The 22,932-nt window shown below is 55.5% G+C and carries 14 protein-coding genes; all 14 read right to left on the minus strand.

Annotated elements, in window-relative coordinates; translation table 11 throughout:
- Nucleotides 1-5: 5 nt before the first annotated feature.
- The gene (locus ACYQ00_RS14035) at nt 6-1,691 is read right to left on the minus strand and encodes a DUF262 domain-containing protein (RefSeq protein ID WP_192905172.1); all 1,686 of its coding nucleotides are present in this window, start codon (nt 1,689-1,691) and stop codon (nt 6-8) included.
- A gap of 44 nt (nt 1,692-1,735) precedes the next feature.
- Nucleotides 1,736-4,990, minus strand: a complete 3,255-nt coding sequence (locus ACYQ00_RS14040) for an AAA family ATPase (RefSeq protein ID WP_192905173.1) — start codon at nt 4,988-4,990, stop codon at nt 1,736-1,738.
- Between the two features lie 11 nt (nt 4,991-5,001).
- Entirely contained in the window at nt 5,002-6,252 is a 1,251-nt protein-coding gene (locus ACYQ00_RS14045) for an exonuclease SbcCD subunit D C-terminal domain-containing protein (RefSeq protein WP_460032768.1), read from the minus strand.
- A complete protein-coding gene (locus ACYQ00_RS14050) occupies nt 6,249-8,393 on the minus strand; it encodes an ATP-binding protein (RefSeq protein ID WP_460032769.1) in 2,145 nt (714 codons plus the stop codon). Before ACYQ00_RS14050 ends, ACYQ00_RS14045 begins: the two co-directional genes overlap by 4 nt.
- Nucleotides 8,390-9,721 (minus strand): SIR2 family protein, encoded by a 1,332-nt coding sequence (locus tag ACYQ00_RS14055; protein ID WP_277676601.1) that lies wholly within the window; start codon nt 9,719-9,721, stop codon nt 8,390-8,392. The genes ACYQ00_RS14050 and ACYQ00_RS14055 overlap by 4 nt, the downstream gene beginning before the upstream one ends.
- Complete coding sequence (locus tag ACYQ00_RS14060; protein WP_460032770.1) at nt 9,718-13,008, minus strand: DEAD/DEAH box helicase family protein; 3,291 nt, start codon at nt 13,006-13,008, stop codon at nt 9,718-9,720. The genes ACYQ00_RS14055 and ACYQ00_RS14060 overlap by 4 nt, the downstream gene beginning before the upstream one ends.
- Nucleotides 13,009-13,020: 12 nt before the next feature.
- Nucleotides 13,021-16,296: a site-specific DNA-methyltransferase gene (locus ACYQ00_RS14065; RefSeq protein ID WP_460032771.1), complete on the minus strand. Its 3,276-nt coding sequence runs from the start codon at nt 16,294-16,296 to the stop codon at nt 13,021-13,023.
- Nucleotide 16,297: 1 nt separating this feature from the next.
- Nucleotides 16,298-16,762: a GxxExxY protein gene (locus ACYQ00_RS14070; RefSeq protein ID WP_460032772.1), complete on the minus strand. Its 465-nt coding sequence runs from the start codon at nt 16,760-16,762 to the stop codon at nt 16,298-16,300.
- Nucleotides 16,759-19,653, minus strand: a complete 2,895-nt coding sequence (locus tag ACYQ00_RS14075) for an SNF2-related protein (protein WP_460032773.1) — start codon at nt 19,651-19,653, stop codon at nt 16,759-16,761. The genes ACYQ00_RS14070 and ACYQ00_RS14075 overlap by 4 nt, the downstream gene beginning before the upstream one ends.
- The gene (locus tag ACYQ00_RS14080; RefSeq protein WP_460032774.1) at nt 19,650-19,859 is read right to left on the minus strand and encodes a helix-turn-helix domain-containing protein; all 210 of its coding nucleotides are present in this window, start codon (nt 19,857-19,859) and stop codon (nt 19,650-19,652) included. The genes ACYQ00_RS14075 and ACYQ00_RS14080 overlap by 4 nt, the downstream gene beginning before the upstream one ends.
- A gap of 157 nt (nt 19,860-20,016) precedes the next feature.
- Entirely contained in the window at nt 20,017-20,616 is a 600-nt protein-coding gene (locus ACYQ00_RS14085) for a gamma-glutamylcyclotransferase family protein (RefSeq protein ID WP_460032775.1), read from the minus strand.
- Entirely contained in the window at nt 20,613-21,410 is a 798-nt protein-coding gene (locus ACYQ00_RS14090; protein ID WP_460032776.1) for a glucosamine 6-phosphate synthetase, read from the minus strand. The genes ACYQ00_RS14085 and ACYQ00_RS14090 overlap by 4 nt, the downstream gene beginning before the upstream one ends.
- A complete protein-coding gene (locus tag ACYQ00_RS14095; protein WP_200174494.1) occupies nt 21,395-21,916 on the minus strand; it encodes a DUF5049 domain-containing protein in 522 nt (173 codons plus the stop codon). The genes ACYQ00_RS14090 and ACYQ00_RS14095 overlap by 16 nt, the downstream gene beginning before the upstream one ends.
- Nucleotides 21,917-21,927: 11 nt before the next feature.
- Nucleotides 21,928-22,887, minus strand: a complete 960-nt coding sequence (locus tag ACYQ00_RS14100) for an amidoligase family protein (protein WP_200174496.1) — start codon at nt 22,885-22,887, stop codon at nt 21,928-21,930.
- Between the last annotated feature and the right edge of the window lie 45 nt (nt 22,888-22,932).

Here is a 22,932-nt window from a genome sequence, read left to right on the forward strand (position 1 = left end):
GCCCCTCAAGCGAGTTCCCAGCGATCAATCAGAACTTCAAGCAGGTCCTTTTGCCGTTGATCGACAACAGATGGTGTCCATTCAGCGGTTTTAAGAACCTGCGTCGTCAGAACGTATGACGACACTCCTCGCTTCCCGCCAAAGTACGCTGTCTTCTTGGTGTCGAAATCGAAGTTTTGTGCTTTCGAGTTCCGCTTCTGTGTAAGGGGCACAAGATTCGCTATGCGATGAACCCAGCTCTTCCGTCCGTCTGGATCGGGCCATAACCTCTCCCATTCGCTCCCGTCGCTGACGGTTTGCGGAAGAACGTGCTCGATAGTCAGTAGGGTTGGATCATAGGTTGCGGCCCCATCTGACAGGAATGAATCCAAGCGCAGGATAAGGTAATTTCGGCGGCGAGCCGTCAACTCATAGATCTTGCCATCAAGGGCTTCTTTCATCTCATCGATTTCAGCCTTGGTCAGTTCGACGCTGACGGCAGGTGCATCCTTTGAATGCGGCGCTTGCAGGGAAGCAATAACCTCTGCATAACGTTCGATGCGTTGATTCACGTTTTTTGCGCAAATATGCAGATAGGCCGCCAGGCGCTCCAACTTTGTAAAGAACCACAGAACGTATTCCGGGTGATCTTTCTTCTGTGAAAGGAAGAGGATCGCTGGCGGCAGCCAATCGGAGTTATCGATGCGATTCAGCCATTTCAGAAGACGATTCACGTCCTCAGCATTTTTCGTGGACACATATTGCTGTGATTTTGCGATGAGGTATGAATCGGCGTAGGGCTCCAGGACTTTTTCAATCAGGTCTTCCGGGGTGGCTACCACGCTCAGCACATGCTCCTTGAACTCCTCAAGTAGCGCACGCTTGGCCTTTTCCCGAGCATAAATCATCCGGATGTGTCCAAACAGGTCATTGAAACCATTCCTGCCGGTTTGAACTTCGAGTTCCTCCCATTTTTCAGTGAACTCATCCTGACGCGCCGGGGCAATTCGCCCAATAACATCAGCCTTAACAATATCGGAAGGGAGCAAATCTAGGCCTCGGTTGTTCAGCACTGAGAACACCCTGAAGGCGGATTGCTGGCTTGGCGTTGACACCGCCACCAAAAAGCACCGTTGAACCAGAAACGCGCCAAAAGCACATAGCTTGTCGGCGTCACTGCCGAAGGTATTTTTAAGTCTGTCCAGCAACAGGCGACTGTTCGACTGAATATTCTTCTGAGATTCGTTGTCGAGACCAGCAGGATCAAGGCCGAGCAGGGTATCAAAATCAAGAGACTGAACGTGTTTCGTAAAAAACTCACGGTCTCTTTCTCGGAGAGAAAGCCTCGGTTTAGGCTTCAGTCCCTGGGAGGCACGTCCTGGCTCCCTTATGTAGTTCTCGAAGTCACTCCTCAGATCGCCCGAAAGATTTGACGTTATCGATGAGAGGAGAATCGTCAGCGTCGTTAATCTCTGCTGACCATCAATGACCTCAGAGTATGGCTTTCCTTCTTCTTTGATCAGAACAATGCTGCCGAGGAAATAAGTGTCTTCCTTCTCGCGGACGTAAAAATCATATAGGTCGTCAAACAGCTCGGACGCCTGGTCCACTGTCCACGCATACGGCCTCTGATACGACGGTATGACATAATCAAAGTCGGAGCTGAATATTTTCGAGAGAGGATATTCGGCACCACTGATTTTTTTGCTCATCTTGTCTCCTTGTTATTAACCATCTTCTCGAAATTCCAGCTCCGCTAAACTGGGACGACGCTGCCGCATCCAGGCCCGGATATCTGGCTTCTGCCACCGGTTTGAGGCGATACCTGGATCTGCGTGCTGATCCGCTCCTTCAAGGCGGGCACGTGCGAAATGACGCCGATCAGCTTGCCGTCCTGCTGCAGGCCCGCGAGGGTTTCCAGGGCGGTGTCGAGGGCTTCCTCGTCCAGGGTGCCGAAGCCTTCATCCAGAAACAGCGAATCCACCCGGACATTCTTGCTGGCCATATGGGACAACCCAAGCGCCAGGGACAGGCTGACGATGAAGCTCTCGCCGCCGGAAAGATTCTTCGTGGACCGAATCTCTCCAGCCTGATAGTTGTCGACCACGTTGAGCTCAAGGGGCTGAGCATCGTCTCGGGCCAGCAAGTAACGGTCGGTCATTTTCTGCAATTGCCGGTTGGCGTGACCAATCATCATTTCGAAGGTCAGCCCCTGGGCAAAATTGCGGTACTTCTTTCCGTCTGCGGAGCCGATCAATTCGTGCAGGTTTTCCCACCTGCGGCACTCTTTTTTCTGGGCCTCGATAGCTGCCTGCTTTTCCTTTATCCGCTCTTTAGCGGCCGCATTTTCACTCAACTTGTGCTTGAGACCGGCAATGATGTCCCGTAGCTCTTTCAGGGCCTCCTCTTGCTTTTTGAATTGGGGCTCGAGCTCTTCCAATGATTTGTCGGTGATCTTGCTGGCCACTTCCTTAGCCAAGCGCGTTTCCCGATCCTTCTGTCTGGCTTTCAGATCTGTTTGACGCTCATCAAGATCCTTGGCCGTGGCTGTCAGCTCCGCCCGAGCTTCAGAGGGCAGTATGGCCGCCAGGAACTGTTCTTCATTTGAAAAGCCAACAGGCGCGAGCGCTGCGGAGAATTCTGTTTCAAGCCTTCTCAGTTCCGGTTCTCGTAGGTCGATGCGTTTCTTCAGAGATTCGACATGGGCCTTCGCGGTATTCCATTTTTGTTGGAGCTCATTGTGCCGGTCTCTGACCTGCTTTTCGGCACCTTCGGCATCCGAAATCGCCTTGTTTAAACGGCGCTCCTCATCGTCGGGATTCTTGTCGCCGTACAGTGCATTGCGCTCATCACTTCCGATGGCGAGATCCTTTTTCAAGGTCTCCAGGCGTTCCAGCTTTTCATTCAGGGCGGTGCTTTGAGTTTCGATAACCGCATCCAGCCGCTTCACCTCGCTGTCGATGTCGGCAATCTGTTTCTCGATGTCCGCCTTTTTCTTGACCTGGGCCTGCCACGCCTTCAGCCGCGCCGTGAGGGTTTCGATCAGTGATGAAATGTCCGTTTCGGAGATGTCCGCAATACCAAGCGGCTGGAGCTTGGTAGCAACAGCCTGCCTGTGTTCGGCAAAATCGGCACGGAGTTTCACCAGGCCGTCCTTCACCTCGGCGAGGGCTTTCTCGGCAGCCTTCTTGTCATTAGCCGCTGCTGACTCCAGCTTTTCACCATCCGTAAGGTTTGTGCGGGCCAGTCGTTCAGCGTCTTCGAGTTTCTTGATGGCGGCTTCCTGATCCTCGGCTTTGCTGATCAGGCTGGCCAGGGAATCGATCTTCCGTTCGGTTTCATCGGGGACAGGGACATTCCCTTCCGCGAAGGGGTGTTCGGTCGCGCCGCAGAGCGGACAGGGCTTGCCGTCTTCCAGTTTTGCCCGGTGATCTTCAAGTTCCGCAATTTTGGTCAGGAAGGCCATTTCACGCAGCAGGGTTTCCTTCTCGGTGCGGTATTCCCGCAACAAGCGGTCTCCCAGCAACTGGCTCAATGCATCTTTGCCCTGCTGAAGCTGTTTTAAGGCGTCCTCCAGTTCCTGCTTCCGAATGCCGGATTGCTTTTGACAGTCGTCGAGTGACTTTGTCGCCAGTTCCAGAGTCGTATTGGCCGCTTCTTGAGCAGCCTCTTTTTGAACGATTTCTTTTTGTTTGGAGAGCAGGCCGCCGATCTGTTCTTCAACGCCAGCCAGACCACTTATCAGCCATTCATCCTGTGCATGCTCCTTGAGATAGCCGTCCACAAGATCCAGCGTCTCATGAGCCTTGGATCGTTTGTCCTGCTCTTCGAGCCGTGTCTTTTTGTCTGCATCAATTTTTGCCGTAGCCTTCTTGCAGCCCTCATCCTCTTCCGATACAGCTTTTTTCTGATCGGCATGTTTCTGATCAAGGGAGCGGACCTTCTGCAATGTAGGCGTGGCCGCTTTCAGCTCTTCTTTGGCCTGAGCAGTTTGTTGCTCAGCTGATTTCAGTGCCTCGGCCTGTTCCTTGGCGGAGGATTCCAGTCCAGGAAGCGCCTCTTCCTCGGCTTTCAAGCCTGCACTGTCATCCGCCTGCTGTTTGCGGGTGGCGGTGAGCGTTGCGTATGCGCCGTCCAGCGAGGCGGCACTCAAAGCCCGGCCCAGCTTTTCACGATCCGGTTTGAACGCCTCGATATCGCCCTGCAGCTTGCTCGCTTCATCGGCCAGGTTGACGATTTCCTTCTTCAGCCCATCGATGGTGGTGAGCCAGGCTATGGCCTTCCCGGTATCAGCCGTCCTGGCGGCAAGGTCTGTCTCATCCTTCTGCTTTGCATCGAGTGCCTGCCCAATCTCTTGTTCCTGCTCCGGCTCAAGAATCACGATGCCTGCCGTTTCAGCCTGGAGCAGGTTCAGTTTTTCCCTCTCTTCGCGCTGGCGTTCATGGACACGGATGGATATCTGACTGTAGATCTCTGTACCCGTTATCTGCTCCAGGATAGGAGCCCGATCATCCGGTGCCGCTTGGAGGAACGCGGCAAAGCCGCCCTGGGCCAGCAACATGGAGCGGGTAAAACGGTCAAAGTCCATGCCGGTAGCGGACTCGATCTGGTCGGCTACACCTCTGATCTTGGATTCGAAAATTTCACCGGAATCGGCATTGGCAATTTCGTGCTTCGGGGCCTGGAGTTCACCATCCGGCTTCTTGCGTGCCCGGTGTTGGCTCCAGTGACAGCGGTAACGCCCGGTCTGGGTTTCGAAGGTCACCTCGGCAAAGCACTCGCCGGTCTGGCGGGACATGATTTCGTTTCCACTCTTGGTGACCTTGTTCAGGCGAGGCGTCCGCCCGTAAAGAGCGAGGCAAATGGCATCGAGGATGGTGGTCTTCCCCGCGCCGGTGGGACCGGTGATGGCGAAGATGCCGTCAGACGCGAAGGCCGGATGCATCAGATCGATTTGCCATTCGCCGACCAGTGAGTTCAGATTCTTGAAGCGTACCTGCAGTATTCTCATCGACAGCCCCGCTATTCCGCCTGCACATCGTCTTCATAGAGAGACGAGACCGTTTCCTGATAGGCCCGAAGCAGCTCAGGCCGCTGCTCTTCGGGCACGTCATGGACAGCGAGGCATCGTTCGAACACGTCGTTCACGTTCAAATCGTCGAGTGTTTCCTCTTCATGGATTTGTCCCAGCACGCGCTCGATGATGCGGTTGTTCTTTATCCGGAGAATTTCCATTTGAGTGCCGGAAATCGCTGCCTCCAGGCGCTCACGCAGGTCGCCAATGACTTCAGTGCCGTCGTAAATGACTTCGAGCCAGCCTTGGGAGTCCGTCGCCGACAATTCAATGATGCGGTTTGAGATGCCTTCCCAGTCTCCCTTGACGCGCTCAAGTTTCTGAAAAATTGGCACATCGATCAGCTGTACGGATGCAGCCGTGCTGTGGAACTCAACCTGGCAAACGCTCTTCTGCTGTTTTGCCTCTCCGAACCCCATGGGCAGAGGAGAGCCGCTGTACCGAATGGTTTCGGAGCCGTTCACCTTTTGCGGGACGTGGAGGTGCCCCAGCGCCAGATAGTTGAAGCAGGCAGGAAAAATCCCGGCAGTCACGTGAGCCAAGGAGCCGACATAGAGTTCGCGCACGCCATCACCATCGACGGTTTGTCCACCTGCGGTGAACAGATGTCCCGTGCCAACGATGGGAATATCGACCCCGAGTTCCTCGCGCTTCTGCTCGGCCAAGGCGGCGACGGCGGCGTAATGGGTGCGAATGCCTTCGATCAGTTTCCGCTCCTTGTCCTCGACGCTCTCACCCGCTTCCGCCACGCGGATATCCCTGTCGCGAAGGTAGGGCACGGCGCAGACAATCAATTCCGGAGCGTCCTGCTCATTACATAGCACCAGCACTTCGTCTTCCGGGGATGAGGTGCTACTACCGACCACGTGGACATCAAGGGCCTTGAGCAGCTCCTTGGGAGCATTGAGAAAGGACGGCGAATCGTGGTTGCCCGCGACGACAACAACATGCCGACAGGATGAGGCGGCCACCCGGCATAAAAAGCGGTAATAGAGCTCCTGGGCACGATTGCTCGGAGCGCTGGTGTCAAAGACATCACCTGCCACCAGCAGGGCATCAATCTCATTTTGCTGAATCGTCTCCGCCAGCCAGCTCATAAAGGCCTCGAACTCCTCGTAGCGCTTTCTGCCGTAAAGGGTGCGGCCGATATGCCAATCGGATGTGTGGAGCAATTTGAGCGGCGGCAATTTCTGATTCATTGGGAATCCCCGCCTTCCTGCGGAGAATCGTCATCAGCTTCCGCTTCCGATCCTGCCCAATCGCTGGTGATTTTATCCCAATCGATTGGGCGAGGTTCTTCGTTGGTCCAGACCTTCCAGAAATCCGGGTCGTCAGATTCCGGTCTTTGACCGTCCTCAAGATGTTTCACCTCAACGAGCGCGGGTACCTTTGAGGCAATGCCCAGGAGAATGCAATGGCGTGTGGGCAGGCTGGGCAGTTCCCGAAGCAGTCCGCGTGCATTATCAGGAACCAAACGGGAGATCAGCTCTTGATCCCGATCATTCGTAATCCGGTGAAGAAGGAAGGAATTACATTGAGACAGCACGGTTTCGGATAGCTCGGAAGGCCTCTGTGACGACAGTACAAGCCCCAATCCGAACTTGCGCCCCTCTCTCGCGACTCGTTCAAAAATCCCTCGACACATATCAGCAGGGCTTGGGATTTCATCTCCGCGAGGGAGCCGCTTCGCTACGAACGTGTGTGCCTCTTCCAGAACAAGTACGGTGGGTAGGTTCTGGTTATTGAGTTTCCGGTAACGCTGCAGTGATTCCAGTATCAGCCGTGATGAAACGGCGATCACAAGATGGAGAATTTCATAAGGAACAAGGGACAGGTCTATTACGGCAACAGGACCGTTTCCACCACCGTCGGAGCCGACATGAAGATCAAGCCAATCTTTCAAAGATACAGAGGAATCGGGGTTAATGACGCCATTCATTCTCGGATCTGACATGATCCCTTTGATCCGCATCGTCAGAGTAGAGATGAATTGGGACGCCGAGCCACCTTCTTGCATTGCCAAGGATTCAAGATGTTCAGCCAAAATCTGAGGATCAAAAGGCAATGGGCTGTCTTCGTTTACCGATCCAGCATTTTCGCCTTGAGGAAATCCCTGGAATATATTCTGAAGCCATTGGCCGACCGAAGATAAATCGGTATCACCAAAGTCATTGAAACCGGTCCTTCCATCCCGACCTGTCCACATTCTGTTGTCGATGATTTGCTTGATTGCGGCGGCAGCTCTTTCAGTACGAGTTTTAATATCTCCCGAAAGTTCCTGGGCATAGGTTGAAACATCTTCCCAAAAACGAGTAAGCTGCTGGCCGCAATTATTGCTGCTCTGAAAACCAATAGCGCCGGTTCCGGCGTATTGAAGAAGAAAAGAATCCAGCGATTTGCATCTTGCAAATAACCGGTTTTCTATGGTGAGCGTTATTTGCTTATTCGATCTTAGATTTCGCAATGCTTCTTGCAACAACGGCCTTTGAGCGCGTGGTGCCGCCTGGGCAACTGCTGCCCACTCCGAGCTATTCCACATCCAGGCAGGTAGAGTGAATTCTGCGGCATCGGAGTTGGTAAGCGGTGGAACCTGAAATACCCTACAGCCCGCTCCCAAATCCTGAAAACATTTCGAATACTCACCATTAGGATCAAGGATTATGAACCGAGCGTTTGGATTGGCTTGTCCGTTTTGAGCTTCCTCGGCTCCCTCAGGAATCTCGGGTTTCTTTAAAGATTTCTGAGCCGATTCAACGGCAGACCGCACCAAGGCTGCCAAGGTGCAAGACTTACCGCTACCGGTGTTACCCAAAACGGCAAGATGGCGGCCAAACAGCTTGTCAGGGTCAACCGCGATTGGAGCATCATGTGCGATAGGACAGGTTCCCAGAGGAACTCGGCTATCCTTTCCTTGGCCGGTAACTATGGCAATGGTTTGCTCCCTTGTTGGCAGAATTACTGGATCACCAACTGAGGGGAAACTCTGGACACCTCTCTCGAGCCGCCATTTATTCTTTTCCGAAAGCAGGGTTCCAATCGGACACACCGCCATTTTTCGCAGCGGGAATGGCAGGTCGATCAGGCCGAAATCCTTGAGCCCTTGTCGTTTGGGATAGGCCGATCTTTCCACGCCCAGCCACACGACGATCCCGACGACCGCCCCGGATTCGTTGGGCAGCAGAACGAAACTGTTTATTCTCGGAAAGGGTGTCGGGACGCCGGTGTTGAGGGCGGTATTTCTGGGAGAATCGATATCCAGCAACACCTTGATTTCATCTGGGGCAACGCTCTCCACCGTCCCGATTGTCAGGGATGAAATCTTGGAGATCGGTGAGGTCATGCCTCGTCCTCCTCGTCTTTATGGGAGGAAGGTTCCCAACCCCGGTTTCGAAGCAATTCGGTCTGCCGGATGGTGATGCGGTCTATCGCTGGCTTCGGAAGGTAGTTTTCGACCAAGGTCGGCATGTTCCCAAAGTGCGGTCCGATCAATAACGATATCTGCGCTTTTCTGCCGACGTGCTTGCAGAAGGAGCTAATCCGCCCCCCTTCATCACCGAAGGAAATAATGACCAAATGCGTCGATGGAATCGTCAGCATGTCGGCGATGGTGCGGTTGATGTGCTCGTCACCAAAGCCATACCCATAGGTGACAAGCACCGAGTTCGGGCGGCAGACCGCAGCCGCATAATCGCGGAACAACTCGACGTATGGGTATTCGGATGTCTCCCGGTCCTTGGCCGAGTTCGGGTAGATCATCACGGAATCGCTTGGCTGGTCGTTGATCGCTGGATGGTCATCCTGCGGGCCGAATGGCAGACCAACCTTTCTTACAAAGCTATTTCGGTAAACCCAGTCCAATGACCCGTGCAGCTTGGTAAGACGAACTACGCCCTCCAGGTAACGTGGCTCACCACGTATGCCAGGTGGGTTGTAGTGCATATCGATGTCCAAGCGAGAAGACCTGAAAATCGGTTCAAGGCATCCGACGAAGCGATCAAGCAAGTGAAGACCCGCCAGATCTGCACCATATTCGATCAACCGGTCGTAATTGGTCGTAAAGATATGGAGGCGCTCCCTTGTTGCTGTCCGGCTAGAGAAGCTGAGCAGGAAAGAGACGAGCATGACAAGCGGATCGAGCTTCTCCGAAGCTTCTTCCCCGGCTGCAGGTTCTGCATCTGCTGGTTCTGGTGCCGCGCATTTTTCGACCGCTGATTTCAGATCCCGCTCGGTTTTGGAGATACCGTTCAGAAACTTTTTGAACAAAGCATCAAGGGCGGAGATGACCTCGGTATGACGGTCATCGCCCAGAATTTTCAAACCTTGGGCCAACGAGTTGGCGGCCCGGATCTGATCCTCAATATTTGCCTCGCCGCGTCCCATAGCCACAGCGGCCTGCTGGGCGGCATCCTTTAGCTTGTCGTCCAGTGGGAAGCCACCATAGTCACAAGCCATGTCGGCTGCGCTAGTTCCAGCCTGATATGAAACTGCCTTTGTGAAACCGCTGCCAAGCAAGAGAGCAAGATGCTCGCTCTGAAAAACAGCCGCCAGCCAGGGCTCAATGTGCTTTTTCTGGAGCTCGATGCTTTTGCTGTCATCCGGGTTCTGGACATCGAGGTTTTCCTCGTTCCCGATGCGATAAACGTGAGTTCCCCATGTGTTTTTGCTCATTTCACCATCCCCCTCAGCCGGGCAAACAGCTTGTCGATATACCTGTCACGATCATTGGTCATGAACAGCACGTGCATATCCTCGAGCTCGTCCTGTGTGTTATCCCATTTCAGTTGCGGGTATCGCGTCCAGGAAAGGATGAAGCTGTTGAGGATCACGGTTGGGTCCTTCAAACGTTGCTCGACATCCTTGATCCGCTTGTGGAACAGAACCTTCTCGCTGGCGGGGCCTTCGTGCAAAAGACCGTGCGGCTCGATGAAGGTGACGTACTGTTTCCCGCCAATCAGCATCCAAAGAATGAAATCAGGGTGGAAGTTGCCCGCCTCGAAGAATCCCACGCCTTTACCCCGGCTCATGTTCCTGAGCAGGAAGAGTTCCATTCCTTCCTTTTCCAGAGCGGCTTTGTGGCCGTCGCACCAGCTCTTCAGATCGGTGACAAACTGATATTCGCTCTCGTTGAGGGCGACAGGCAGGATGGTGATTTTCCCACCGCGCCGGACGTGAAAGAGCGGCTGGAACAGGTGCTTGCCGAAATTGCAGGCGTTCAGATCACCAATCTTCAGCAGATCATCCTTCTTCTGCTCCAGATCCTTCTTGATCTGCTGAATCCCCTGGATGACCTGTTCTTCATCGCCATCCACGATGAGCTGATAGAATTCCTCCTGCGGGATGTTGTCATCATCCGGCGTAAGGTCGCGAAGCTCCAGACGCGGTTCAATGTATTCCCGTTTGCGATAGTTGTAGTAGTGATCGCAGTACCGCTTCAGAAGCTCTGACGCCACCTGCTGCAGCAAGAGCACGCCATCAAAGGTTGCCGGGTTCAGGCGGGTTTCGGGCAGGTAGAGGGTGTACCAGTTCGGGTCCCCCAGCAGACGTTGAATGCCATCCTTGGTGATGTTGAAGTTGTACCAGCTCCGTTCGCGCTTGAACCGCTCCAGCTCGAAAAAGAGCGTATCATAGTCCAGCAGAGCCAAATGCTGTTCACGCAATGACACCTTGTCCTTCTGTGTCGCCAGGGATGTACCGCGTGACTGCATGGCCTGAATGCGCGGGTACCAGTCGGCGACTACCGTGTTGTGCGTCATGTAGTCCGGGATATCCCCGACAGTGGGCACCGCTGCATCTTTCTTGAAGTCGTATTCCTTGCCGTCAGAGGCCTTCCGCTTAGGGCGAAGGATTTTAAGCTTCTTGCCGAAGTCATAGGTGACATTCAGCGGTATGGTAATGGTCTTGCGGCGCTCGTTGCCGGGTAGGCCTTCCTCTTTGAGGAACTCGCGGAACTTCTCCATGAAGTCGGCTTCGATGCCGAACACGTTGAGGGTTTCCAATTCCTCGATGAAGGTCGGCCGGAGCGGAGCATGGGAATGGCCGCTGCGCTTGAGGCTCCACTCGTAACCCTTCAAGCGGACACCACGCCCAAAGAGCTGAATAATCTGCGAGCCTTCCGAGCGCCCGACATGCATCAGGCCCATGGTGCTGACGCGCCAGCAGTCCCAGCCTTCAACGAATTTCTTCGAGCCGATAAGCAGATTGACCGGTGACGTGGAATCCTTCACGGAGGCGAACATCGCCTCGGTAAAGTCACTGTCTTCCACGGTCAGTCGTGTGCCATTCTGTGCTGCCACTTCGGCCACGTGGTCGCACAGGCTCTTGGCATCACCGACGTTGATCAGACCGAAGGCCGTCTCGCTCGTGCCCACACGCAAGGCCACTTCGCCGGATTCGCCTTTGATGCGATCCAGTGACAAATGCCCGCCTGCGGCATGGTTGAACAGCCTGGCGAGAATATCCCGGTAGAGGGCTTCAACAGTTTCGCCGCCATTCATGGCCCGGGCCAGATAGGTAAAGGCCCCGGCAAAGATGTCGTTCCCATCCTTGTCCAGCAGGCCGGTATCCTGGCCTTTGCCGGTGAGGATCTCGTGCATGCGCCGCGTAGCCACTTGGCTGTTGTCGAGGAAGTCGGCGATAAACTGGATGATGAGCGCCACGTCCGTGGCCACGATCTGTTCATCCTTGCTCATCTTGCCCGATGAAACCGTGCTGCCGACAAAGACCCACAGCGGCTTTTCCAGATTGAACGGCTCGAAATCTTTCGCCTTTTCCTCGTAGATCCGGAGTTGCTGATAGAACTTCAGCAGACAGGCTGTCATATAGATCGACTGCGTCTCTTCGAATGACCCTGGCAGGTTCAGGATCTGATAATCCTTGCCGAAACCGTCCTCATAGAACCACCGGTAGGAGTAATCAAAAACGACCGTCTTGGCGTAGCTGTTCTCAAAATCGGCATTGCCTGATGCCTGAACAGCCTGCTCGAAGGTGGCCGAATACTCGAAGGTGAACCCCTTAGCGCAGAGATCGGACCGCCGGGTGAACCAGACGCCTTCCTCTTTGCCGCTCATGCCGCGATGCCCCTCGTCAACCAGAAGCAGGTTCTGATCTCCAAGGCTTCGCGTGGCGATGGTGTTCGGTCCCTCCTGATCAGCCAGTTTGGTGATTTCCAGAACATCCACGCGCTCAAGGCCCTGGGCCAGGCCGAACAGGCCGCCACGTGATTGCAGGTAGCTGCCTGCAGAAATATCGCTCTCCCGAAACTCGGTGATGTGTTGCTCCGAGAGACGCTCGTTGGGCGTCAGCAGGATAACCCGGGAGAGTTCTTTATCCTTCCCATGCTTTGCGGCGTAGTGCCGGTATTGCAGCAGGTTGACGTGCATCAGCAGCGTCTTGCCGCTGCCGGTGGCGTTCTGCATGCAGAGCTTGTTCAGGTCATCCTCGTTGTAAGGCGGCACATCGGCGTAATCGTCCCAGTGGCGGTTGAAACGCTCAACGAATGCATTGAGATCGGCAAGCATCCCTTCACGATTGCCAAAAAATCGGTCCAGGTAGATTTCAACAAAGACCAGGGTCAGCCACTGGTAATATTTCCACACCACTGGCCGGTGGCGTTTTTCGTTGATCGCCTGGGTATGTCGGACAATGTTCTGCTCATAGGTCAAGAGCATGTCCCGACTGATGCGAAAGCCCGGGAAATCAGCCGCCCCATCGGCATAGCTGAAGAGCGGGCTATCGCCGAGATGGTGGTAGAAGAAATGCAGATTATCCTTGTCCAACCCTTCCAGTCGCGGATCGCGGATGGGTTCAGCCAGCTTGTGAAAGGGGCGAACCACTTTGCCATTTACTTTGTGTTCGGCGAGCGGATCGATGCCGAACAGGCTCACCAGCCACTGATTGAGGAGCAGTTTGTTGCGGAACTTATGCGGTTTGGGGCCGCGTGAACGTTTCTTTGCCATCACACCGCCTCCTTACGCGTTTTCGCCATTCCACATGCGCTTCATGAACTCTTCTTCGATGAGGCGGACCTTCCAGTTCTCGTCATCCAGCTTCAGATTGGGCAGATTGTTGCTGCCGTTGACGTAGATGGTGTCGAACTCGAAATCGCGGGTGTTGATGCGCATCGATTGGAACCATTCATCCAGCATCAGGTTGTCCTGCTCGATGTCGTCGGTGAGCTTGCGCCAGACAACCAAAACCTTTTCCTGCTGGCCATTGTTGGGATTGGCCGGGTCCTTGGGCACCCAGCCTTCGACTTTGCGGAACCACCACGGGCCGCCTTCGTCCTGGCGGATGCGGCCATCCACCACCAGCTTGGTGTGCTGGTCTTCGGGCAGCTCCGGGTCAGTGATGCGCTTAAAGGTCGCCTGGAAGGTTTGCGGCACGGACGAATGCAGCACGCGCAGGCCGATCAGATAGTTGAAGGTCTCGATCAGGTCGACCGCACGGGTGGCGTACTCGTCCGTCCCCGGCTTTTTGACCTCCAGGGTGTAAGCGGTCGGATCGGCAAAGGCGTCGATGTTGAGCAACGACTGGCTGCCCCGTGTCTCCACATCCAGCAGGTAGCGGAGCATGTAATCTTCCTTGAGCGCCGGATTGGCAGCTACCGCCTTTTTGCGCTGGGGGTTGTGGTCGAGGCGCAAGTTGTTGAGCGTGTCCTCGTAGGATTCCAAGCGGATGTATTTGAAGCAGTGTGAAACGCCTGTAGTGCGGGCAGTGGGTTTGCCGTCTTTCCAGCCTTCAGAATAAATCACCTTGGCGATGCGGGGCTTGAGGACGGTATCAAAGTAGTCACCCATTTCGACAAGAATGTATTTGCGCTTGCCGCCGTCTTCACGGTTGAGATTGATCACCGCGTGGCCGGTGGTACCAGAACCGCCGAAGTAGTCGAGCGATATTTGATCGTTTTCGTAAAGTCCCAGCTGCAAGAAGCGTGTAAGCAATCCAATCGGCTTTGGATTTGTAAACATCGAAGTACCAAACATACTCTTAACTAGTTGTGTCCCATTGGTAGTAGTTTCAACGTCTTCCCACCATGTTTTTGCAACTTTTCCACGCTCTTCGGCCTCGCTCCAAAACCTTTTCCGTTGAGGTCCAGCTTCTCCAGTCGTTCCAAAAACAATGCGATTATCTGCTAACAGACGATTAAATGTTTCATAGTCATTTTTCCAGCTACATCCAGGATTAGGTCGATATTTAACTCCTGTCTTTGGATTCTCAATTTCATATAACTGATTCGGCCTCTCTCCCCCAACTTGAAATGGGTCGGCCTTCCAAGGTCCTCGTGGATCATTATCTGGATTAGAAAAACCATCTTCAGAGTCTGGCAAACGGAAATGAACACGATTTCTCGTGAAATATGACAGGTTTTTCGCGTGAATATAATTATGGGTATGGCCAACTGAGATTAAGGCAGTATTGGTGACTGACTTTGTGGAGTTCCATTCAACTGTACCGATATAATTGTCAGTGTAAACAGCATCAAGCAAGAATTTTAATGCCGCTTGCTCATCATCGCTTATGGATACAAAGTTCAATCCAGAGTCCATAAGTAGCAACTTAGACAGTATTGATCTATCAAAGATAAAGCTAATCCAGCTTGAATGCTGATAGCTATCCTTGTAGGAAAAACCATCTGCGCCAGTATTATATGGTGGATCAATATACACACATTTCACCTGCTCACGATATCGCTCCTGTAACAGGTTCAACGCCTGAAAGTTCTCCGAATGAATCAGCAGACCATCGCACTGCTCATCGAAGTTCTCAATCGACGCCACCAGCCGGGCCTTGAAGCTGTCATCGAAAAAGCGGGTATCCAGCACCAGCTTGTTGTTGGCCTTGAGGAACTCGACCGACAAAGGCCGCGAGAACCCCGGGCTGTGCAGATCGGCCTGGATTTCGTCGATGGCGAACAGCTTGGTCCATTCTTCACACTGCGCATCACAGGCGGCCACTTCCGCGAAGAGTTCCTCGGGAACCCGGTCGAGGGTGATGCAGTAGTTGGTTTCAATAATGAACTTCTTCTTGAGCCAGAGCTTTTTCTGAAAATCCTCAAGCTGGGCCAGAAAGTCGATCAGCTTGCCCGCGATCTTGCGCAGCACCTTGATCTTGGCCAGATAGCTTTCGACCGCCGGGGCTTCGGCGTTTTCGATGTCATCGAGGCGCATAACCTCGTTCTTGATGTAGAAATCCAGTTCCCGGCGCAGGAAGCCGCCCAGGTCCTTATGGATGAAATAGTCCATGGTGTTGCGGGCCGTGTACTGGTTCACGTACTTGGCCAGCACGGGGCGCTTCTTGTCGCTGTCGGTCGGAGCGGGCACCTTGAATAGACGCAGATATTCCGCGATCTGTTTTTCGTGTTCGCCACCGGCGGCAGCCATGGCCTGGAGACGCTCCAGAATGGTCTCCACCGCCTCGGTGTTGCGCTTGTCCCGCCAGGTGTTTTCCTGGCCGGTTTTTTCCGGGTCGGGCCGGTATTCAAAATTGACGACCAGCTCGCCGGTCTCAAGCAGGGCGACGGGATTTTCGGCATGCAGAATGAAGAAACGCTTGTTGGCCTCGGAGGCCTTGACGTTGCCGTGCTCACCCTCGGTGGCCTCGACGACGCGAAAATGGACCTTGAGCGGAGATTCATCCTCGGCACCGAGCAGGATACCGATCTGATTCTGCTGCCGCAGAGCGCGGATCTCTTGCGCCTGCCGCAAATCGAAGGTGAAGTTGGAAAAATACTCGGCGCTCTTGATGTAATACTGGTCGGCGTTGGCCCAGTGCAGTTTCACTTCCTCGCCGTTGTACGGCACGGCAAAAGGCGCGGCCTTGCCGGATGTTTCCCGGGTGTAATAGCGGCGGGAGATAAAGTCGCCGTCGTCGTAGTAGCGCTCAAAGAAGCGATACAGGTGGTCATACACATCGGCCTCGGCGCTGGCCGTATCCTTGACTGCATCCAGCGCGGCTTTGGCCTTTTTGACCGGCTCGGTCTCTTCCGGATTGGGTGCGCCGAAATCCTTGGCGGTCTGAATGGCCTTCTCATAGGCGGCCTGCAGCTCGGCCTTGCGGGCCTCGTCGGCATCACCGAAGGCATCCGCCACGATTTTCAGCAGGTCGGTGCCGATGAAGTCATGAACTTCCTGCGCCTTGGCGTGCATGATGCGGTAAAAGCCGAAATCGAGGTCCGGCTGGTCGAGCTGAAACAGCTCGGAAAGCTTCTTCAAAAGGCGGCTGCGAAGTTGATCTACTGACGGCATGTTATTCTCCTTTGTAACCGCGAAAAGCGCTAAAATCGCGAAAGTTTGTATTGGCTAACCGGATAATCTCGGCCTTTGGATGGGAGCCGAAGTTCACAAGCAAACCGAGTCCTAGGCCGGTTGCTTTCAGGTAATTCAAAAGCTGGGCTTTATGTTCTGGCACGATTTCCTTGACCGCCTTCAGTTCCACAATGATTTTGCCGTAGCAGATGAAGTCAGGCTTGTAGGTTTGGGCAAGCTGATCGCCCTTGTAAAAAAGCATAAGCTCCTTCTGTGGTTCGAACGGCAACTGCCGTGAGCGAAATTCCTTTTCAAGGCACTCCTGATAGACTGCCTCAAGAAACCCGCAACCCATCTCACGATATACATCAAAGATCGCTCCCTGAATGGCGTAAGATTCATTTTTGAAAAGAAGTCCTTCTTTAGCGCTTTTCGCGTCTTTTGCGGTTAAATCTTCCTGGTTCATATAACCGTCCATTTTATGGTGAACACCGGCGTGACAGTTGTTTTCTGTTGCATACGTTTTTCGAGCGATTCCACGAGGCGGTCACGCTTTTCAGCAATCTCGTCCTCTATGTCGAAAATCCGCTCGCGTAAGGCGCGTTTTTTACGCTCGAGCTTGGCGATTTCTTCCTGCAGGCTGTGCTGCTCCTCGATGGTGGGAGCCTGGCGGCTGCGCCGTTGCAGGTCGCGGATCTGACGTTTGGTATCATCCAATTCTTTTTGAGCCGCCATTTCCATGTCCTCGGCCCATTTGTCGAGCTGGTCACGGGCTTCGGAGAAGTGGCGGTTGTTCTCCTCCAGGTTTTTAGCCAGGGTCGCCTTGGCATGGCGCTCCTGGTCCCGCATGAGGCGTTCTTTGGCGGAATCTGGAATCTCGGCAATGGCACGGGCCTGACCGCTGCAGTTGAACAGCTTTTCACAGGTTTCCTGGTCGATGTTGTTGCCCGCATTGTCCATTCCCGAGAAAAGCAGATACTCCTCGGAATCAAATGACTCGATGTGCATATGCTGGAGGCTCAGCCAGCCGGATCTATCCTTGAGGCGCTCCACCACCGCGATGCGGGTAGAGTGCCCGGAAATATCAAAAACAACTTCAGCGGGCGGACATGGACGCTTTGAAGCCTCATGGATGACGTGTTCCCCAAGGGGGTGGCTCAGGCGATACAGGTATTCGCCAGGCACGTTTTCCTGAGTTTTGGAAATCAGGTGATAACGACCGTGTGAAACATGCGCGACCGGGCTGTTTTGAAGGGTGAAGGAGAAGCTCTGGTCGTCAAACTCAGCATGATTTTGCAATGTGTGCCGGGTGACGGCCCAGAACAAACGGCCAATACGATCTAGACGCTCCTGAGTTCCGGCCAGATTCACTTTCAGGCGGTCGTGTACGTCCTCGTCGAAATGCTCCAGCAGCATTTTCCGCGTGTCGCGCATCTTGGTCTGGATCTGTTCGTCCAGCTCCGCCTGCAACTTCTCGAACGCGGACTGAATTTCTTCTTCGCTCCGACACCCTTGGTAGATTTCCAGGATGCGGCGTTCAAAATCCACCCCGGCTTCGATGGAGCCCAGAACATCATCACTGGCACCGAATACACCCGTAAACAGATTGAATTTCTGTTCCAGCAGCTCATGGACGCGCCGGTCGGCCTCGTTGCGCTCGTTGAGAAAGTTGATAACGACCACGTCGTGTTTCTGGCCGTAACGGTGGCATCGACCGATTCGTTGTTCGATTCGCTGAGGGTTCCAGGGCAGATCAAAGTTGACGATGGCCGAACAGAACTGAAGGTTAAGGCCTTCGGCACCGGCCTCTGTCGCGATCAAGACACTTGCCTGGTCACGGAAACGATCAATGATTGCCGCTCTGAGGTCCACCTGACGAGAGCCGGTTGCCCGACCTGATACTTTGTTAACGGCAAGCCATTCCTGATAAATCTGGCCGGAAGCATCATCCTTGTTGGTGCCATTGAAGGTCAGCACCTGACCGGCATAGCCATTCCCTTCGAGGAAATCTTTCAGCCAGTTCTGGGTTCGACGGGATTCAGTAAAGATGACTACCTTTTTGGCTGCGCCCATTTCCTCCATGGCGCTGAAACCGATGTCCAGGGCTGTCAGAAGCGCCCTGGTTTTCGTGTCGATGCCAAGGCTTCTGGCCCAGCGGATATAGTCGGTCAGCTCTTCAATTTCAGCACCCAGCTTTTCCAGATCAATCTTTTTAGCCTGCGGTTCCGGTTCTATCTCAGGTGTCGGGGATTCGTCATCGATGAGACCATCTTCTTCGTCCTCGAGGATTTCATCGAGCAGATCGTCATCAATGTCCTCACCAGAAATCAGGAGATCCAAGGCGCTTGCGTTCTGCCTGGCTTCGTCCCTCAATTTCAGCAGACGGTCACGCATGATCTCAAGCGTTCCGGCAACGGCGTGGGGCGAGGATGCCAGAACTTTTCGGACAAGAAGTATGAGCAGGTGTTTCTGCCCTGATGGGAGCGCATAGGTTTCGTCACGCATGAGATAGCTGGAAACCGCCTCATACAGTTTGTGCTCTTGCTCCGTGGGCTTGAACGGTCGGGTAATGAGTTTGCGCTCGGTGTAGCGCACGAATTCGATAACCTGGCTACGGAGCGAACGCCAGCAGAATGCGCCCAGGCGTTCCCGCAGGCCGGAAATATCACCGCCATAGTTGATGTACTGCGTTCTGAAAGATGCCAAGTCACCAAACAGCCGGTCATCGATCAGGGTCGAAAGGCCATAGAGTTCGAGCAGGGAGTTTTGCAGCGGCGTCGCCGTCAGAAGCAGCTTTTTGCGATCTTCTGTTGCCCAACGGATACGCTGGCCCAGCCGGTTGCTTTCCCGGTAGGCATTACGAAGCTTGTGGGCTTCATCAATAACCACGAGATCCCAGGCAATCTCTTTGAGTTCTTCCGCCCGGCTGGCGGCAAAGTGCATGGAGCAAATGATGATTTGCTTGTCCCTGAACGGGTTAGGAACACCAAGCTTTTGCTGGTCTTTATAGGTTTTTGCATCCAGAACGATGGATGGCAGATTGAACTTTTCGGAGAGCTCCAGCGCCCACTGCTTCCGGAGCGAGGCAGGACTGATGACCAGAATGTTCCGTCTGCGTTCTGCCCAGTATTGACACAGTACAAGACCTGCCTCGATGGTCTTGCCAAGGCCGACCTCGTCGGCGAGCAGCACCCCCTTTGAAAGGGGTGAGCGTAATGCGAAAAGAGCTGCTTCAATCTGGTGTGGATTCAGGTCTACGCATGCATCAAACAACGCACGGCCAAGGCGGTCGACACCGGTGCCGCCGACCCGGCTCAATTCATGCGCGTAGTAGCTTGCATGGTAGTCCGTAATCATGCTTCCGAATCCTTCTTATTACGATCAGCCGCGCCGCCAGCCTTCACCCACTCGTCGACTTCATCTTTCTTGAACTTCCAAAGACGGCCCATGCGATGGGCGGGCATCACATGTTTGTCGATCCAGCGGTAAACGGTGTCACTGCTGACACCGAGGTACTTGCCTATCTCGTCTACTGATAACCAGCGGTCTTCCATCTCGGCCATTTCTCAAGCTCCTCGTGGGCGATTGGTTTTCTTGCCACGCCAGAGGCGGTAACGGGGATGCTGGGCGCAGCTTCCCCAACTTAAAACATCCTCTAATATATTTAGGCAGGGGCCGATTGTCAAACGCTTTCGTCCGGATAAGGCCGCAAACGTCGGCTCACGGACGTAACCACTGGCCGCTGGCGACTCTTTCCGCGTATGGAGGGCATGACATCCAGTAGGTCCAGGCTGGAATCGGGGTGCGCCCGCACAGCACCGCCACCATCACCCGCTGGTACATGCTATGTCCGCCGGGCCGGAATCCTTCCAGCCGGTCGATGGGCGGCAGGTCGCGCAGCGGGTCGGTGAAGGTCACCAGTTCCCCATGGATCAGATCCCAGTCGCCGGTCGGGCGACCGAAGCGAGGCGTGCCAATCTCCTGCTGCCTGCGGGCGTCGGCCAGTGGATCGGCGCTGCCCCGGGCCAGGATCAGCCCTTCCGGCACCTCGAGCGCCGGGAATCCGGTGTGGAGATGGTAGAGCCTGCCCCAGACCACGGCCGGTTCGATGTTGCGGGCCTGGGCGCAGAAGCGTTGATGGTTCCAGTAGCCCCGTTTCAGGGTGCCGTAGACGAAGAGCCGGAGGATGGTCTCGGGAGTGTCTTCCGGGTTTGTGCTGACTCGGGCCGTCCCTGGCCCTCGCCCTGCGGGCGCACTTTCAGTGCGTCCAAATCCGCTGTCCTGCGGATTTGTCAGCTTCGAGGATTCTCCAATGTTCATGCATTCACTCCTTCGGGCAGTGTCCCTTTGCGCTCCTGGGGTATGAAGCGGAATTCGCTGTTTTCGATGGCCCGCACATTCGCGTGGCGGATGGTGAGCATGGTCATGGGCGGCACCTCCAGCTCGCGCCAGCCCTTCTCGTTGTCCACGGCAAAGTCAATAAAGGCGTCGTCCGAGGCGTAGAGCACCACCCGGTGCTGGCGGTGGATGCGCAGGCAGAGCGGCTTGTTGCCCTTGAGCACGGTGATGGTGCCCGGGTCGAGCCGAGAGGCCAGCACGGCGCTCATCTGGCCACGACAGAGGGCGAGCGCCTTCTTCAAGCCCTCCTGGTCGATGGGGCCTTCGGGCGCGAAGCGGTCGGCCAGGCGGAAAATCAGCTCGCTGTCCACTTCGGCGTAGCGCGGCAGCCCGAGTCGGCGGAACAGATAATCGGCGTTGTAGATGGTGCCGTTGTGGGTGCCGATGACGATCCCGGCCCGGATGGGATGGTTGTTGCGGTTGTTGAACTCGTTGCCCCGGGTGCGCCAACGGGTGTGGCCCATGAGGATGGTGGTCTCGTTGTCGACCTGCCCGAGCAGCTCCTGAAACGGCTTCTCGTAGACCAGCTCGTGCGCCCGCATCGGCCGCTTGAAGATGCGGTGGCTGCCGTCGGTCTTGAGCCAGGCCAGACCGGAGGCGTGCGGGCCGCGCTCCTCGCTGTGCAGCAGCATGCGTATGAAGACCTCGCGCAGGTAATCCCGCTCGTCGGGCCGTCTGCGCTTGCGGCCGAAGATGATGCCTACTTGTCCGCACATGGAGCCGGGTCCTCCTTGCCGCTGAAGTTCTTGCCGAGCGGTCTCGTCCCTTCGAGGACGAAGGCCGCGTATTCGCGCCGGTGGTCCGCCAGCCACTCGGCCACCTCCGGGTAACCCATCTCGGCGGTCAGCCGGGTCACCTCCGGGTGATCGAGCATGTTGGTGCGCCCGGAGAGCCGCACCGTCTCCAGGGCTTCGAGGAATCGCTCCGGCCAGGGATCGCTGGCCTTGTCGTCGGGAAGAAACTCGATCAGGCCGTGCCGGGCCAGACGGGTGAGAAACTCGGCGGCCGCAGCGGCGGCGTCCTCCGGCAACGGCTGGGTCGGCCCGCCTTCGATGCCGGAGAGCACCTCGGTCATGTAGTCCCGGGGCGCTCGGCTGGCGGTAAACGGCGTCTGGCCGCGCATCAGCTCGACCACCTCAAGGCAGTCGGCGGCCTGGATGGTTTCTCCGCTGCCGGGGATCGGTTCGCCGTCCAGCGTGGTGGAGCGGATCAGAATCTTCATGGGGCACCTCCTTAAACAGTGAGGCCGGGAACTTGCCCGGCCTCGTTGGTGAGAGTGGTGGTTGTTTCGTCCGGGAGGACGTCCTCCGGTTTGGGCCGTCCGTTCTTGAAGGCGGCGTCGCCGGGCATGTTGGCCATCAGATGCTTGCGGGCGGTCTTGAACTCGTCGCCGATCAGGCCGAGGTGGAGCAGGAAGACCCGGAAGTCGTACTTGGCGCTCTGAGGATCGAAATCCCGCTTGCGGCTGGAGGCGGCCCGCCCATTGAGCGCCTTGGCGGCAACCGCGAGGCAGAACTGCAGGTAGGCCTTGATCCGTCCCGCGTGGAGGGTCGCCTCGAACCAGCGGAACTCCACCGTGCCCCGGTACCAGACGTTGTGCAGGTTGACCCCGTGGTAGCGGCTGTTGTCGTAGTGCTGGGGCTGGCGGTTGTGGTAGCCGTACCAGATGCGGTTGAGCTGGTCCTTGGTGCGGGGACGATGCTGTTCGATGCGCTGGATCAGCTCGTCGCTGACTGGCCGGGTGTAGCGGTTGAGCCGGTCGCGGCTGATGCCGAGGGCGTGGAGGATCAGCGGCTCCTGCTTGTAAATGATCTTGGCCAGGTTGCACAGGTGCCTGCCGTCGAAGGGAGCGGCATCGATATGGATGTGGATGCCGCACTGGCTGTTGATCTTGCCTCCGGCGCGGCGGATGGCCCGGACCACCTCCTGCAGTTGCGGGATGTCGTCATAGCCGAGCACCGGGCTGACCACCTCGGCCCGCAGATGGGCCGGGACGCTGGTCAGGGAGGCGTCCCCCACCACCTTCCAGACGCGGCCGCGCAGGTCCTCGACCTCCCAGGGGTCATAGCTGCTGGGAATGCCGACATGGCGGACCGTGCCGCCCACCACCGAGTGGATGGCCCAGGCGATCTGTTCCCGGGTGCGTTTTACGGTCTCGATCTCGATCCCGTAGTGGATCTCTTTCAGGTTCATGCGTGCCTCCGTCGTTCATGGCGCTTCTAAGTCGTTGTCTAGCAA

Source organism: Megalodesulfovibrio paquesii (assembly GCF_054653055.1).

Bases quoted from the DNA above. Each gene is read 5' to 3' on its own strand.
- ACYQ00_RS14035 (WP_192905172.1), bottom strand. From the start codon at position 1,691: ATGAGCAAAAAAATCAGTGGTGCCGAATATCCTCTCTCGAAAATATTC.
- ACYQ00_RS14040 (WP_192905173.1), bottom strand. From the start codon at position 4,990: ATGAGAATACTGCAGGTACGCTTCAAGAATCTGAACTCACTGGTCGGC.
- ACYQ00_RS14045 (WP_460032768.1), bottom strand. From the start codon at position 6,252: ATGAATCAGAAATTGCCGCCGCTCAAATTGCTCCACACATCCGATTGG.
- ACYQ00_RS14050 (WP_460032769.1), bottom strand. From the start codon at position 8,393: ATGACCTCACCGATCTCCAAGATTTCATCCCTGACAATCGGGACGGTG.
- ACYQ00_RS14055 (WP_277676601.1), bottom strand. From the start codon at position 9,721: ATGAGCAAAAACACATGGGGAACTCACGTTTATCGCATCGGGAACGAG.
- ACYQ00_RS14060 (WP_460032770.1), bottom strand. From the start codon at position 13,008: ATGGCAAAGAAACGTTCACGCGGCCCCAAACCGCATAAGTTCCGCAAC.
- ACYQ00_RS14065 (WP_460032771.1), bottom strand. From the start codon at position 16,296: ATGCCGTCAGTAGATCAACTTCGCAGCCGCCTTTTGAAGAAGCTTTCC.
- ACYQ00_RS14070 (WP_460032772.1), bottom strand. From the start codon at position 16,762: ATGAACCAGGAAGATTTAACCGCAAAAGACGCGAAAAGCGCTAAAGAA.
- ACYQ00_RS14075 (WP_460032773.1), bottom strand. From the start codon at position 19,653: ATGATTACGGACTACCATGCAAGCTACTACGCGCATGAATTGAGCCGG.
- ACYQ00_RS14080 (WP_460032774.1), bottom strand. From the start codon at position 19,859: ATGGCCGAGATGGAAGACCGCTGGTTATCAGTAGACGAGATAGGCAAG.
- ACYQ00_RS14085 (WP_460032775.1), bottom strand. From the start codon at position 20,616: ATGAACATTGGAGAATCCTCGAAGCTGACAAATCCGCAGGACAGCGGA.
- ACYQ00_RS14090 (WP_460032776.1), bottom strand. From the start codon at position 21,410: ATGTGCGGACAAGTAGGCATCATCTTCGGCCGCAAGCGCAGACGGCCC.
- ACYQ00_RS14095 (WP_200174494.1), bottom strand. From the start codon at position 21,916: ATGAAGATTCTGATCCGCTCCACCACGCTGGACGGCGAACCGATCCCC.
- ACYQ00_RS14100 (WP_200174496.1), bottom strand. From the start codon at position 22,887: ATGAACCTGAAAGAGATCCACTACGGGATCGAGATCGAGACCGTAAAA.